15 protein-coding genes and 1 other RNA gene are annotated in these 14,870 nt (G+C 38.9%); 9 read left to right on the top strand and 7 right to left on the bottom strand.

Annotated features, from left to right (window positions below; genetic code table 11):
* Positions 1–288 precede the first annotated feature (288 nt).
* Positions 289–969, bottom strand: coding sequence for a DUF4294 domain-containing protein (locus tag Q0037_RS09665; RefSeq protein WP_297517601.1), 681 nt, complete (start codon positions 967–969; stop codon positions 289–291).
* A gap of 77 nt (positions 970–1,046) precedes the next feature.
* Between Q0037_RS09665 and Q0037_RS09660 the strand changes: the two genes are divergently transcribed.
* Complete coding sequence (locus Q0037_RS09660; protein ID WP_297517599.1) at positions 1,047–2,135, top strand: M42 family metallopeptidase; 1,089 nt, start codon at positions 1,047–1,049, stop codon at positions 2,133–2,135.
* Between the two features lie 52 nt (positions 2,136–2,187).
* Here Q0037_RS09660 and Q0037_RS09655 read toward each other — a convergent pair whose 3' ends face one another.
* The 3 genes from Q0037_RS09655 to Q0037_RS09645 all read right to left on the bottom strand — a co-directional run bounded on the left by Q0037_RS09655 (position 2,188) and on the right by Q0037_RS09645 (position 4,933).
* Positions 2,188–2,631 carry a hypothetical protein gene (locus Q0037_RS09655; protein WP_297517597.1) on the bottom strand — a complete coding sequence of 148 codons (444 nt, stop codon included), beginning with the start codon at positions 2,629–2,631 and terminating at the stop codon, positions 2,188–2,190.
* 180 nt (positions 2,632–2,811) lie between these two features.
* The gene (locus tag Q0037_RS09650) at positions 2,812–3,762 is read right to left on the bottom strand and encodes a phosphoribosylaminoimidazolesuccinocarboxamide synthase (RefSeq protein ID WP_297517595.1); all 951 of its coding nucleotides are present in this window, start codon (positions 3,760–3,762) and stop codon (positions 2,812–2,814) included.
* A 220-nt stretch (positions 3,763–3,982) separates the two neighbouring features.
* Positions 3,983–4,933, bottom strand: a complete 951-nt coding sequence (locus Q0037_RS09645; protein ID WP_297517592.1) for a PhoH family protein — start codon at positions 4,931–4,933, stop codon at positions 3,983–3,985.
* Positions 4,934–5,040: 107 nt separating this feature from the next.
* Between Q0037_RS09645 and Q0037_RS09640 the strand changes: the two genes are divergently transcribed.
* The 5 genes from Q0037_RS09640 to dnaN all read left to right on the top strand — a co-directional run bounded on the left by Q0037_RS09640 (position 5,041) and on the right by dnaN (position 9,788).
* Entirely contained in the window at positions 5,041–5,862 is an 822-nt protein-coding gene (locus Q0037_RS09640; RefSeq protein ID WP_297517590.1) for an SAM-dependent chlorinase/fluorinase, read from the top strand.
* A 5-nt stretch (positions 5,863–5,867) separates the two neighbouring features.
* Positions 5,868–6,164, top strand: coding sequence for a putative quinol monooxygenase (locus tag Q0037_RS09635; protein WP_297517588.1), 297 nt, complete (start codon positions 5,868–5,870; stop codon positions 6,162–6,164).
* 42 nt (positions 6,165–6,206) lie between these two features.
* Entirely contained in the window at positions 6,207–6,932 is a 726-nt protein-coding gene (gene gldF / locus Q0037_RS09630; protein WP_297517586.1) for a gliding motility-associated ABC transporter permease subunit GldF, read from the top strand.
* Positions 6,932–8,608 (top strand): gliding motility-associated ABC transporter substrate-binding protein GldG, encoded by a 1,677-nt coding sequence (gene gldG / locus Q0037_RS09625; RefSeq protein ID WP_297517584.1) that lies wholly within the window; start codon positions 6,932–6,934, stop codon positions 8,606–8,608. The genes gldF and gldG overlap by 1 nt, the downstream gene beginning before the upstream one ends.
* A 61-nt stretch (positions 8,609–8,669) precedes the next feature.
* Positions 8,670–9,788 (top strand): DNA polymerase III subunit beta, encoded by a 1,119-nt coding sequence (gene dnaN, locus Q0037_RS09620; protein ID WP_287782735.1) that lies wholly within the window; start codon positions 8,670–8,672, stop codon positions 9,786–9,788.
* 58 nt (positions 9,789–9,846) lie between these two features.
* Here the strand turns inward: dnaN and Q0037_RS09615 are convergent, their stop codons facing one another.
* Together Q0037_RS09615 and Q0037_RS09610 are read right to left on the bottom strand one after the other, a co-directional pair.
* Positions 9,847–10,677, bottom strand: a complete 831-nt coding sequence (locus Q0037_RS09615) for a universal stress protein (RefSeq protein WP_297517580.1) — start codon at positions 10,675–10,677, stop codon at positions 9,847–9,849.
* Between the two features lie 121 nt (positions 10,678–10,798).
* Entirely contained in the window at positions 10,799–12,214 is a 1,416-nt protein-coding gene (locus tag Q0037_RS09610; protein WP_297517578.1) for an ATP-dependent RecD-like DNA helicase, read from the bottom strand.
* Between the two features lie 98 nt (positions 12,215–12,312).
* On the opposite strand from Q0037_RS09610, the gene Q0037_RS09605 reads away from it, so the two are divergent.
* Both Q0037_RS09605 and rsmD read left to right on the top strand, forming a co-directional pair.
* The gene (locus Q0037_RS09605) at positions 12,313–13,116 is read left to right on the top strand and encodes a DUF3822 family protein (RefSeq protein ID WP_297517576.1); all 804 of its coding nucleotides are present in this window, start codon (positions 12,313–12,315) and stop codon (positions 13,114–13,116) included.
* Positions 13,113–13,673 carry a 16S rRNA (guanine(966)-N(2))-methyltransferase RsmD gene (gene rsmD, locus Q0037_RS09600; RefSeq protein ID WP_297517574.1) on the top strand — a complete coding sequence of 187 codons (561 nt, stop codon included), beginning with the start codon at positions 13,113–13,115 and terminating at the stop codon, positions 13,671–13,673. Before Q0037_RS09605 ends, rsmD begins: the two co-directional genes overlap by 4 nt.
* On the opposite strand, the gene rnpB is transcribed toward rsmD, so the two are convergent.
* Positions 13,673–13,993, bottom strand: an RNA gene (rnpB, locus tag Q0037_RS09595) — RNase P RNA component class A. The genes rsmD and rnpB overlap by 1 nt on opposite strands.
* 179 nt (positions 13,994–14,172) lie before the next feature.
* Here rnpB and dnaX point away from each other — a divergent pair.
* Positions 14,173–14,870: DNA polymerase III subunit gamma/tau (gene dnaX / locus Q0037_RS09590; RefSeq protein ID WP_297517571.1), on the top strand; the 698-nt coding region annotated here is incomplete at its 3' end.

Below are 14,870 nucleotides of genomic sequence, written 5' to 3'. Positions count from 1 at the left end.
TTGCTGTCAATCCAATATGTCTATGAACTTGTCTTCTCTATTCTTACCAACCTCTCGCGGTTAGCGGGTGCAAAAGTAAAACTCTTTTTTAATCTGACAAATACTTTTGAAACTTTTTTCGAAATCTTTTTCAATCCCAAAATCCCACAACTTCCGTTTTGGGAGTGCAAATATAGAAACCTATACACCCTATATCCAAAAAAAATAGAGGTGAGTTATTAACAATTGTGAAAAATTACAATTGAAATCTGTAGGGCATTAAAATTATGAGATTTACAAATTTGGAGACTACTTTTTTGACTTTAAATTTTGCTCCAATTTTGACCAATGGGCATTTAACTCGTCAAAATCAACTGGATTTGCTGCTTTCTGTTCTACCAGCCTACCTTCAACAAAAGCTCTGTATAATATTGTTTCTATCCAATAATCCTCATTATCTTCTAAAGGGCGGTAAGTTGTTTTAAGATTTAAGTCAAATAAATGGGCGGTAGTATTGGACCAAAAGGCTTTCCAACCACTTTTGTATTCTTTAATCAAGTCAAAAGTGGAAATACCCGTTTGTCGGTGAATCAATTTGATGAGTATCTGCCCCTGTTTTCGGGACAATTTTTTTAAACGCGGTTTAAACTCTTCTTCCAAATAGGCTTCGACAATCTTCATATAACGTCTTTTCTCACGAGCTGTTTTCAAACTTCCCGCTGTCTTACGTATAGCCATCAACTTTTCGGCCGTTAATTTGGCAAAAGGATAAACTTTGTACACCCTATTTTGAAGTAATAAAAATGCTTTTTTGTCTTCCTCATTCATCGCATTTTTAGAAATCAGTACTTCATCCAGTAAAATCGTGTCAATAGCCACCGTATCAATTTCTAACGCTTGCGTAGTTGTCGATGAAACAATAGGTTTATCTTCTTGTGCATAGAGATGACAAGAAAAAAAGAACAACAAAATTAAAACTACAACTCTCATAAATTCGAATACAAAATTATGCAAAACCACATACAACTGTAGTGCCAAATCTTTATTTTAGCCCAAAAAACATTTCTATGAGCAAAAAAACGTTACTCAACAAAGCTTCACTTAAGTTTTTGGAAAACTATTTAAACAATGCTTCACCGACAGGACATGAATCGGAGGGACAACGTTTATGGATGGAGTATTTAAAACCCTATGTGGATACCTTTATCACAGATACCTATGGGACGGCTGTAGGTGTAATTAACCCTGAAGCAAGCTATCGCGTAGTTATTGAAGGACACTCAGATGAAATTTCATGGTACGTAAATTATATTACTGATAATGGTTTAATTTACGTTATCCGCAATGGTGGTTCAGATCATCAAATTGCCCCTTCCAAACGCGTTAACATTCACACCAAAAAAGGAATTGTTAAAGGGGTTTTTGGATGGCCTGCCATTCACACCCGAAATCGGGGCAAAGAAGAATCTGCCTCTTTGCACAATATTTTTATCGACGTAGGATGTGCCACCAAAGAAGAGGTAGAAAATTTAGGAATCCATGTGGGCTGTGTTATCACCTACCCCGATGAGTTCATGATTTTAAATGGCGATAAGTTTGTATGCCGTGCCTTAGACAATCGTATGGGAGGATTTATGATTGCCGAGGTCGCTCGACTTTTGAAAGAAAACAAGAAAAAACTTCCCTTTGGACTTTATATTGTCAATTCGGTGCAAGAGGAGATTGGATTACGAGGTGCCGAAATGATTACACAAACCTTAAAACCTAATGTTGCCATCGTAACTGATGTTTGTCATGACACCTCTACTCCGATGATTGAGAAAAAAATCGAAGGCGATTTACAAATCGGTAAAGGTCCTGTGGTGGCGTACGCTCCTGCTGTTCAAAATCGATTGAGAGATTTGATAACTGATACCGCTACGACATGTAAGATTCCTTTTCAACGTCATGCCACTTCGCGTGTAACTGGCACCGACACCGATGCTTTTGCCTACAGTAATGGTGGTGTCGCTTCAGCATTAATTTCACTTCCGTTGCGATACATGCACACTACAGTTGAAATGATACATCGGCATGATGTGGAACATGTAATTCAGCTTATCTATGAAACACTTTTGCGCATTGAAGATCAACACGATTTTTCCTATTTTAAATAATAAAAAGGGCTGTCAAAAATAGACAGCCCTTCTTTTCTTTAATGACCAGGGATTATAAAATCTCTTTCCCCACTACCCCAGCCGGTTGAGAAACGGGAACCAAGGGTCGTACTATCGGTAAGGAACAGTCCTCTTGTTGTTGCCATTGATTGCTTTCGATAACAGCTTCATTAAATCGAACCATATCCTCTAAAGTAGGCTCAATAGTAAGCCATTGATACGATTGAGGATCGGCATCGGTAATTTTATAACCGTTTTCGATTTCCTCCTCAGTCGATTTTTGATAATGTCCCGCTAGTGGAGCCAACACATATTGAAGCGTTTGTTCATCGGTTTCTGATGCAATTTCAGGTTTACAAATTTTTTCTTTTGCCACAAAAGCTGTTACATTTGAATCTTCAGCTTCCATTTGAAATTGTTCTAAATCGCCGTGTGCTAAAGCAAAATTGCTAACAAGTAAAACGGCAAGTCCTAAATACATTTTTGTTGTTTTCATGATATTACTTATTTGTTGTGATTGATGATGATCAAAATACCTTGCATAACCTAGTAGCCTTATCGATGCTGACGAAATTAACTACTCGATTATATACTACTAGACGACACTTCGAAACTGTTGTTACAAAAAAAGGCCGCTTTTTTGAAGCGACCTTGCATTTTTAATATTCCATTAACATTAGCGTTGCTGTAAATAGGCATTCACATTATTTGAAATTCGCTCCTCAAGGCTTTCTACATCGGCTTTCACAAACTTTTCACCCATAATCGTCTCATACAATTCGATATAACGCTCAGAAACTGAATTAACATAATCTTCAGACATTTCAGGGATGGTTTGTCCCTCTTTCCCTTGAAAATTATGGGCAATTAACCATTGACGCACAAATTCTTTGGATAATTGTTTTTGAGCTTCTCCCCTTGCTTGTCGTTCTTCATACCCATCGGCATAAAAATAACGGGAGGAATCTGGGGTGTGTATTTCATCGATAAGAACTATTTCACCCGATTTCGTTTTTCCGAACTCATATTTGGTATCGACCAAAATCAAACCACGGGAAGCCGCAATCTCTGTTCCACGTTGAAATAAAGCACGTGTGTATTTTTCGAGAATCAAATAATCTTCTTCCGAGACAATAGCAGTGGCTAAAATGGCCTCTCTGGAAATATCCTCATCATGCACCCCAAAATCGGCTTTGGTAGTTGGTGTAATTATGGGTTCAGGAAAGCGGTCATTTTCTTTCATGCCTTCTGGTAAATCTACGCCACATAGCTTACGTTTTCCAGCCGCATATTCTCGAGCAGCATGTCCTGAAAGATACCCACGTATCACCATTTCTACTTTAAAAGGCGTGCAAAGATGTCCTACTGCTACATTGGGATCAGGTGTCGCCAGTAACCAATTGGGCACAATATCGGAAGTCAACTCCATAAAACGGGTTGCGATTTGATTTAAAATCTGACCTTTGAAGGGAATTCCTTTGGGTAAAACAACATCAAATGCCGAGAGCCGATCGGTGGCAATCATTACCAATATCGCATCATTAATATTGTACACCTCGCGAACTTTTCCGCGATATACAGATTGTTGTCCCGGGAACTGGAACTGGGTAGTCGTAAGTGTTTGCATTCGTGTTGTGTTGTTGTGAGGTGCAAAAGTAATTTATTGGGTAAAAAAAATCAATCACAGCGCAAATTTTTATTGAAATGTTTTCAAAAAAAATACTAAAAGAATGCATATTAAACTATTTTATTCTCAATAAAAATGTGCCTAGTAATAATCTTAAAAAATGATAAAGGCTTCCTCTTTCATCAAAAGGTAGCCTTTATGCTATTTAAAAAATCTTTCATTAATCTTGGTTTTCAATACGCTTATAGGCATCGATGATTTTTTTCACCAAACGGTGACGGACGATATCTTTATCATCCAAATACAAAATTCCAACACCATCAACATCTTTCAAAATTAAAAGCGCTTCCTTCAATCCCGAAATGGTTCGACGCGGTAAATCGACTTGTCCTGGGTCTCCGGTAATGATAAACTTCGCATTTTTTCCCATACGCGTCAGAAACATCTTCATCTGCGAATGTGTTGTATTTTGTGCTTCATCCAAAATTACAAAGGCATTATCAAGCGTACGCCCGCGCATAAAGGCCAGAGGTGCAATTTGAATAATCCCTTTGAGAAGATAATCCTCCAAAGTTTGCGGGGGAATCATATCGCGTAAGGCATCATAAAGCGGTTGCATGTAGGGATCGAGTTTCTCTTTCATGTCACCTGGTAAAAATCCAAGATTCTCTCCAGCTTCTACGGCGGGTCGCGTGAGAATGATGCGCTTTACTTGCTTTTCCTTTAAGGCTTTTACCGCCAAAGCTACGCCCGTATACGTTTTCCCCGTTCCCGCGGGACCTACTGCAAAAACCATATCATTTTTCAAAACAGATTCCACCAATTTTTGTTGATTGGGGGTAATGGCTTTAATTAACTTTCCACCCAAGCCATGGACTAATATTTTATCATGGTCGGGCATGCGTTGTTCCTCAAAAGAATTACTTTGAATGACCCGATCAATAACATTAGTATCAATATTATTGTAGCGGGTAAAATGTAACATCAATCGGTTAAAACGGGTTTCAAATTCGTCCAACTCTTCTTTTTCACCAAAAGCTTTTAAAGTGGTTCCCCGTGCTACTATTTTCAGCTTGGGATAATATTTTTTGATAGTCTCTAAATGAGCGTCTTGTGCGCCCCAAAATTCCTTGGGAGCGATGTCGTGCAGTTCGATGATACGTTCGTTCAAATGCCGTGGTTTTAGGGTTAAAAATTCCTGAGAATTACTTAGCTTTGCATGCATCTCAAATTTATGAAAGACTGCGGTTTGTTCCCAATTTAGTTATAAACAATTTTATGTCAATAATTACCCTTACCACCGATTTTGGACACAAAGATTATTTTGTGGGCGCATTAAAAGGGCAATTGTATACACAATATCCTGAGGTGCGTATTGTGGACTTATCACATGAAGTAGATGCTTTTGACTTGGCACAAGCCAGTTATCTTGTAGGGGCGGGCTACCGTCATTTTCCCAAAGGAACCGTTCATATTATTGGGGTTGATGCAGGAAGAACACCTTCCAAAGGTCATATTGCTGCCTTGTGGGAAGGCCATTATTTTATTGCCGCTGACAATGGCGTTTTGGGTATGATTTTCCGTAAAAAAGTCCCCGAAACACTCGTCGCAATTACGATACACAATCGTTTGCATGAGCAAGCGACTGACATGGAGGTTTTTGCCACTGTTGCGGTACATTTAGCCAAAGGAGGGGCACTCAGTGTGATCGGAAAAACCATTACATCGCTTAATGAAGTGACCGAACTGCAACCCGTTATCGATCAAGAACAGCGCCATCTGAAAGGTTATGTGATGTATATCGATCATTTTGGCAATGCAGTGACTAATATTGAGCAATTCTTATTTATGGAATCCGCTCGGGGAAGGTCTTATGAAATAACGGTCAAACGAGAAAAACTAAAAACGATATTCCCAAATTATAACGCTATTGAGGTATTGGATACTAAAATCGACCATGCAGGAAAAACAATGGCTATTTTTAATGAAGCGGGATACTTAGAAATTGGCATCTACAAAAGCACCTTACACACCGGAAATGCCGCTAGTCTGTTGGGACTTCGTTATCGAGATGCCATTTGGATTGAATTTAAATCATAACTTCTATGTTGATTCGTATTGTAAAGCTCTCCTTTCATGAGGAGCATATTCCCACTTTTTTGGCCCAATTTGAACAAATAAAATCCCACATCCGAAACAGCCCCGGCAATCGTTTGTTGGAATTGTACCAAGATGCTCAAAATCCTGGAATTTTTTTCACCTACAGTTATTGGGATGATGAAGTGGCCTTAAATCAGTACCGGCAATCCGCTTTGTTTGATGAGATTTGGACGTTTACCAAAAAACTATTCAATGACAAACCTCAGGCTTGGAGTGTGAATAAATTAGTAAGTTTGCAATAAATTAAAAAGACTGCGTTTACCTATAAAGGTGAAGTATACATTATGAAATCAATACTATTTAGAGAAATAAAATCCTTTTTCGGTGCTCCGGTAGGCTACTTGGTTATCGCCATTTTTTTACTTTTGAACGGTTTATTTCTTTGGATTTTTGAAGGGGAATTCAACATTCTCAAAAGTGGTTTTGCCGATATGACTCCCTTTTTCACTTTGGCGCCTTGGATCTTGTTGTTTTTGATTCCCGCGGTGACCATGCGTAGTTTCTCGGATGAAAAAAAGCAAGGTACCCTAGAATTATTACTTACCAAACCCTTGAGTCTTTGGCAAATTGTGGGCGGTAAATTTTTGGGGGCTGTTGTACTCATCACCCTTGCAATCGTACCTACACTACTCTACGTCTTTGTGTTGAATGATTTGGGCATGAAAGACAATCCTTTTGATTTTGGGAGTACCCTAGGGGCTTATTTTGGATTGTTGTTTTTAATTTCAGGCTATGCATCCATTGGAATTTTCACCTCTACCTTATCTGAAAATCAAATCGTAGCTTTTCTACTTTCTGTTTTTCTATGCTTCCTTTTTTATTATGGATTTGAAGGTGTAGCAGTGTTTTTTGGTTCGGCTGGAGACTACATTTCAAGAGTGGGTATGGAGTACCATTTTAAAAGTATGGGCAAAGGGGTTTTGGATACCCGTGATATTCTCTATTTTACTTCCGTTGCTTTCTTTTTCTTATCGTTAACCGTTTACCAATTAAAAGGCCTTAAATCATAATGAAGCAAAAACAGGCAAAACAAATCGCCATCACGCTAGGACTCTTAATCGTTATCAATGTTTTGGGGAATTTGGTCTTCAAACGGTTTGACCTCACCGCTGACCGTCGGTATACCCTATCAGATACTTCGATGACCATTGTGTATAAAGCGAAAGAACCGCTTTACATCGATGTTTATCTAGAAGGAAATTTTCCCGGTGAATTCAAAAAACTGCAAAGTGAGACCCAACAATTACTAGAAGAGTTCAAAGCCAAAAACAGCAATATCATCTTTCAATTTATCAACCCTTTGGAAGATGAAAACACGTCTGAAGCCACCCTTCAAAAATTATATGAACGCGGTTTAACTCCCATAAATATTACGGTAAATCACAAAGGGAAACAAACCGAAGATATGGTATTTCCTTGGGCCGAGGTTCGTTACGGCGATCGTATAACCAAAGTCCCTCTCCTTAAAAACATGATGGGCGCCTCGACAGCTCAAAAAGTAGAGAGTTCGGTACAACATTTAGAATATGCATTTGCCAACGGGTTCAATACGGTGTTGGAGAAAAGACAGAAAAAAATTGCAGTTATCAAAGGGAATGGCGAATTGCATGAGTTGTTGATTGGTGATTTTCTCCGAACAGTCAAAGAAAATTATTTTATTGGCCCTTTCACTTTGGATTCTGTGGCAACCAATCCTGTAAAAACCAATGTCGATTTACAAAAATATGATTTAGCCCTTATTGCCAAGCCCACGGAAGCCTTTTCCGATGCCGAAAAACAGGTGCTCGATCAATTTATGGTCAATGGGGGAAAATCCTTATGGTTGTTGGATCAAGTGAATATTGAAATGGACAGTTTGATGACCACGGGCGAAGGATTGGCTTTTCCGAGGGACTTAAATCTGGATGATTTGTTGTTTAAATACGGTATACGTATCAAACGTGACTTGGTTAAAGATGTCATGGCATGTCCTATCACCCTGGCTACTGGGCAACAAGGCAATGCGGCACAATACAATCAGTATCCTTGGCTTTATGCTCCCGCAGTGTATGCCGATGCCAAAAATCCGATAGTAACCAACTTGGATGTAATTAAATTTGATTTTTGTAATCCCATAGAACTCCTTCAGAATTCCATCCAAAAAACGGTACTGCTTCACTCCTCTCCCTATTCCAAAGCTGTAGGAACACCAATACCTGTAGCGTTAAACATGGTAGCCGAACGTCCTGAACCGGCTTCCTTTCCGAAGGGGGGCGGGTTGATTCCTTTGGCGGTGTTGTTGGAGGGACAAATGCATTCGGTCTATGAAAACCGTATTCCAGCTTTCAAAGACCCAAACTTCAAAGCCATCGGAAAACCAGGAAAAATGATTGTCATTGGGGATGGGGATGTCATTCGAAACCAATACGATAAAAACTACCAACCGCTCGAATTAGGATATGACAAATGGACAGGTAAAATGTATGCTAATAAAGAGTTTTTATTGAATTGCGTTAATTACCTGTTAGATGACTCTGGACTTATCAACATTCGCAATAAAGAGGTGAAGTTAGCCCTACTGGATACTGAAAAAGTAAAAGAGAATTACACCTTTACGCAAATAATCACTGTAGGTTCGCCTTTATTGATTTTAGGTGTTTTCGGACTATTTTTTACCGTACTTCGCAAGCGTCGTTATGCCTGTTAGTGTTAATAAAAAAACTTTTTTTAATCATCCGCTTTAGGATATATTTGTAAAAAATAAAAAAATGAAATTCATTGTATCGAGTTCGTATTTATTAAAGCAGCTTCAGGTTTTAGGAAGTGTTATCAACAGCAGCAACACCTTGCCGATTTTAGATAATTTCCTATTTGAATTGAACCAAAATGCGCTCACCGTTTCGGCCTCTGATTTAGAAACTACGATGTCGGCAACGCTTGAAATTGAGTCCACCAATACAGGAAGTGTGGCGGTTCCTGCCAAGTTGTTATTGGATATCTTAAAAACGTTTCCCGAGCAACCGCTAACCTTTACAGTGGAGGAAAATAACACCATTGAAATTAGTTCGAATTCGGGTAAATATGCCTTAGCGTACGCCCCAGGAGAGGAATTTCCAAAATCAGTACAATTGGAAGATCCTTCTTCGACATTAGTGCCCGCTGAAGTTTTGGCAACAGCCATTAGTAAAACGATCTTTGCCGCTGGAAATGACGACTTACGCCCGGTGATGTCAGGGGTATTTTTTCAATTTGCTCCAGAAGGGTTAATTTTTGTGGCAACCGATGCGCACAAATTGGTAAAGTATGCTCGAACCGATGTTAGTGCTTCGCAAGTGGCTGATTTTATTATGCCCAAAAAACCATTGAATATTTTAAAAAATATTTTAGGAACCTCGGATGCTGAAGTGAAAATTGAATACAATGATTCTAACGCAACGTTCTCTTTTGAAAATTACATTTTAACCTGTCGTTTGATTGACGGTAAGTATCCCAACTATGAGGCGGTTATTCCAAAGGAAAACCCCAATAAGTTGATTATTGACCGTACACAGTTTTTTAACTCGGTGCGTCGTGTGGCCATTTTTTCCAACAAAACGACCCACCAAATTCGATTGAAAATTGCCGGTGCCGAATTGAATATTTCCGCCGAAGATATCGATTACAGCAATAAAGCCGAAGAGCGATTGACCTGTGATTATCAAGGTGATGATATGCAAATCGGGTTCAACTCTCGTTTTTTATTAGAAATGCTTTCCAACTTACAATCGGATGAAATTCAATTGGAAATGTCCATGCCTAACCGCGCTGGAATTCTGACACCTGTCGACGGTTTGGATGAAGGCGAAACCGTTACTATGTTGGTGATGCCTGTGATGTTGAACAACTAAATGAAACACTAACCCAATCTTTTATAAAGAAAGAAGCCGCTTTTACGAGTGGCTTTTTTTATTCGTGTAGGGACAAAACTGGAATACTCAAATGATTGGCCATTTTCTCGGTGAAGGATTGTGCAAACAAATGGGCAAAAAATCCTTTTTTATAGGTCATCATCGCCAATACATCGACGGTGTTACCACTTATAAAATCAGCAATCGTAGCTTCTACATCATCATTCGGGATTATGTAAAATTGAACGGGTTCCAACTTAAAATGGCTTTTCCAATCCTCATAAGTTGCGGGGGTATTGTCGGTATCACGCGTTTCCACATACAAACATTTTACTTTGGCTTGCAATCCTTTGGCCAAATGAATAACTTCTTGCAACGCTTTTTTATCTTTTTCCCGAAATCGAGTAGTGAATGCAATCGTCTCAATTCCTGAAAAAGTGGCTTCCTTGGGCACACTCAATACGGGAACTTTCAAATTGGAAATAGCTTCTGTGGTATTGGTTCCCAAAAAATATTCACTCCATCCGGAAGCACCCGATGTCCCCATGACAACAAAATCAGCTTGCTCCTCTCGAATCAATTCTTTTAGGTTAAAAACCAAATCACCGTCGCGCAAGGCATGACTCAAACGCACCTTCTCGGCTTTATGTTTTACCACAATTTCCTTCAATTTTTCTACTTCTTCCTTGAATTGATCAAAATTGATCAACTCCAAAGAATCAAATAAGGCCTTATAATTTTGAGGTGCAAATTGATGGTCGACAATGGGTAATTCATAGGTATGCAAAAGAATAATCTCTGCATGATATTGTTTTGCCAATTCTAGTGCATAACTAAATGCATTCTTGGCCACTTTAGAAAAGTCGGTAGGGAAGACAATTTTTTTCATAATTCCTGTTTTTTTTGTACTGTAAAGTTACCGACCCTTTTTGTACAAAAACATGATAATCATCATACTGACCAAAAAGTTTGACCTTCAAAAAACGATGAAACTGGCGAATTAATTTGGACTACATTTCAAAAAACTGATCTTGAAATCCAATGAGATACAATCGTTCCTTGGCACGTGTTAAAGCGGTATACAACCATCGAACATCCTCCATTTGAAGTCCGTCGGGAAGATAAGGCTGTTCCACAAAAACAGTATTCCATTGCCCCCCTTGCGATTTATGGCCTGTAATGGCATACGCAAATTTTACTTGTAGCCCATTGAAATATTCATTTTGCCGTAAATGTTCTAAACGTTTATACTTGGAGGGTTCGTCGGCGTAATCCAGTAAAACTTCTTCATACAAACGTTGCGATTGCTCTTGGGTCAATGAGGGAGCTTCGCTAGTTAACGTATCTAATATGAGTATTGTTTCAAAAGGGGGTTGGTCAGGATAATCCACCATTCTAATTTTTACGCGCGCAAATTGAAAACCATAGAGTGCTTTGAAACCATAAATTTCAAGAACTTCAATGGTATCGCCATTGGCAATAAATCCAGCCACATCGGTTTCTTTCAACCAGAAATAATTATTTTTCACGACCATCAAATAATCCCCCACCGAGAGTTCACTCTCTTTAAATAAGATGCGGGCGCGAATTTGCTGATTGTATTGATTGGCGCGTTTATTGGAACGAACGATAAAAGCTGTATCCTCAATAGAATATTGACTGTAGGCGTTATTGATGGCATCTTGAATATCATAGCCATCAACCAAGCGAATAATATCTTTGAATCCCCGCAACTGAAACTGAAATCCGTCAAAAAAAGCATCGTGTAATAATTCGCGTAACTGGGTTGCATTCCATAATATCCCTGACTTTTCCTCTTGACGCATGACTTCGTCCAACTCAATGGTGTCGATTTTTTTTTGATAATTTAAGGACAATGAATCCACATTCAAAGCGGGGGAATCAGTGCGATGAACGGGTGGTAACTGAGCCGTATCGCCCAAAAGAATGAGTTTGCAATTTTGATTGTTGTAGACATAAAAGATCAAATCATCCAATAATGAACCCTGTTGATACATTCCAGAACCACCCTCATAATCGGAAATCATGGAAGCCTCATCGACAATAAAAAGCGTGTTCTTATGCTTATTTTGTTGCATGGTAAAAGTGATACTACCCGCTTTTTTCTTGGGAAAATATATCTTTTTATGAATAGTAAAAGCGGGCTTTTGTGCATAATTAGAAATCACTTTGGCGGCACGACCCGTTGGAGCCAACAAAACCGATTTGTATTGAATATCGGGTAAACTTTGTACCAAAGCTGCAATCACCGTTGTTTTTCCCGTTCCTGCATACCCTTTTAAAACAAAAATTGAATCGTCGTTGGGTTCGGCCACAAACTTTGCTATTTTTTGAAAAAAAACATCCTGCTTCAACGTGGGTTGAAAGGGAAAAGCAAGTTGTAATCGTTGGTAAAATTTATGCATAAGACAACAAAGATAGGAGTCTGTCTTCAAATTTGAACCCTCGGAAGCCCGCCTTATATTAACAATATTTTGTAAGTTTGTCTCCACCCGATTAGTTCATGGATAGTATACTTGATAAAACATATAAACGCTTAGCCATTCAGGTTTCTCTGAACGGCTTGTCGTTTGCGGTAATCAATACGATCACCGAACATATTGAGGTTTTACAACCCCTACCTTACCATCCCTATCAACGAAATACACCGATTGAAGATTGGTTTACGGTTGTTTTCCATGATCACCCCGAATTGCGCCTTCGATATGATGCTATACAAATTATTCATACCAATGCACTCAATACCTTTGTGCCTACTCCTTTTTTTGATGCCGAGTTCAAAGGAAGTTATTTGCAGTTCAATACCCGAGTTTTTGAAACCGACTTTTTTGCCTATGATACCTTGGCATCCCATGAAATGACCAATGTGTATATCCCGTATGTAAACATGAATAATTTTTTCATTGATCAATACGGTTCCTTTGATTACTGCCATGCACATTCCATCTTGGTTCAGAAATTATTGGAGTACAGCAAGCATTCGGTCGAACCTATAATGTATGTTCATCGTAACTCTTCACACTTTGAGATTGTGGTCATAGCGCAACGGAAGTTAGTTTTTTTCAATGCGTTCGACTATCAAACACCTGAGGATTTTATTTATTATATTTTATTTACTGCCGAGCAGTTGCAACTTAATCCAGAGCAATTTCAATTGGAATTATTAGGCACTTTTGAAGAAGACGATGCATATTATCAAATGGCCTTTACCTACATTCGTCATGTGCAACTCATGCCGTTGCGTTCAATCAACAACGGGCGAAGTGAACAGGAAAACCGTCACCACTTTATTCTTGTACACGCATGAGAATTATTTCTGGTAAATACAAAGGTCGTCGATTGGTAGCCCCCAAAAACTTACCCGTTCGCCCCACTACAGATATGAGCAAAGAATCCTTGTTTAATATTTTAAATAACCATTTTCATTTTGCGAACTTGAGGGTGTTGGATTTGTTTGCAGGAACGGGAAACATCAGTTATGAATTTGGATCCCGCGGATGTGAAGACCTGACTTGTGTGGATGCAAACTACAGTTGTATTCAATACATCAAGAAAACGGCACAGGAATTGGATCTAAATATCACACCGATTAAAAGTGATGTTTTTCCTTTTTTGGAGCGTCATCGGGGAAGTTATGATGTTATTTTTGCCGATCCTCCGTATGATATGGCGGAAAAAGATTTTCATCGATTGGTGGAGTTGATCTTTGCACAAGATTTGTTAGACGAACAAGGAGTTTTGGTGGTAGAGCATTCGAAACATACTCCCATGAAACATTTAGACTATTTCGCCTACGATAAAAACTATGGTGCTTCGGTTTTTTCTTTCTTTGAATATCCTGAAATCGAGGAGAAAGAAGCATAAAAAAAAGCAGACCTGTAAGCCGGATTCTGTACTCCGAATACACGGAACCCTTATCATTTATCTAGCCGCGTTATTACTAACGCGATCCATCTGCCTACCCCCCGGCAACGGACGAGTAACCCTTAACTGCCGGTATACATGGCATTGCACCGCATAGAGTTTACCTGATTTCACTACAGCCGAACTGTACATCCTTTCTGTTGCACTGGTCCTTCTCGTCCAAAAAGACGAGCGACGGGTGTTACCCGCTATGCTACTCTGTGGTGTCCGGACTTTCCTCTCTTCCAACGAATCGGAACAGCGATAAGGCGGTCTGCTGGGGCAAAGATAGTTTTAATTGTTTGGAAAAGGCTTTTTTCCGTATTTAAAAAAAGAGCCTCAAAATTAGCAGTAAAGTCTTCTTTTTTAGGGAACGTTGTGAATAAGTTTTGATGAAAAAGGAATTCGGCAAGCGAACTGATTTTGTAAAAAAACTATATTTGTAAATCAATTTAGTTTCATGGAACAATTTGTAGTATCTGCTCGAAAATACCGCCCACAAACGTTTAAAGATGTTGTGGGGCAGCAGGCTATTACCAATACCTTATTGAATGCCATTGAAACCAATCATTTGGCGCAAGCGTTACTTTTCACAGGCCCTAGAGGGGTAGGAAAAACAACGTGTGCACGTATCCTTGCGCGAAAAATCAATCAGCCAGGGTATGATGACCCCAATGAAGACTTTACCTTTAATGTGTTTGAATTGGATGCCGCATCCAATAACTCTGTGGACGACATTCGTAATTTGATTGATCAGGTTCGCATCCCCCCCCAAACCGGACAATACAAAGTTTATATCATCGACGAGGTACACATGCTTTCAACGGCTGCGTTCAATGCCTTTTTAAAAACGTTAGAAGAGCCGCCTAAACATGCCATTTTTATTTTGGCCACTACGGAAAAGCACAAAATCATTCCTACTATTTTGTCACGTTGTCAAATATTTGATTTTAATCGAATTACTACAAAAGATACGGTTGAACATTTGCAAGAAATTTGTGTAAAAGAAAATATCGAATCTGAAAAAGATGCCTTGCATTTAATTGCCCAAAAAAGCGAAGGTTGTATGCGTGATGCATTGTCTATCATGGATAAAATTGCAAGTTTTAGTAATGATAAAATTACCTACACATCAACTGTTGAAAATTTAAATATTTT

This window comes from Flavobacterium sp. (assembly GCF_027482425.1).
Classification (GTDB): domain Bacteria; phylum Bacteroidota; class Bacteroidia; order Flavobacteriales; family Flavobacteriaceae; genus Flavobacterium.
The sequence above is the reverse complement of the archived record's forward strand: the minus strand, read 5'-3'. Positions and strand labels throughout refer to the sequence as shown.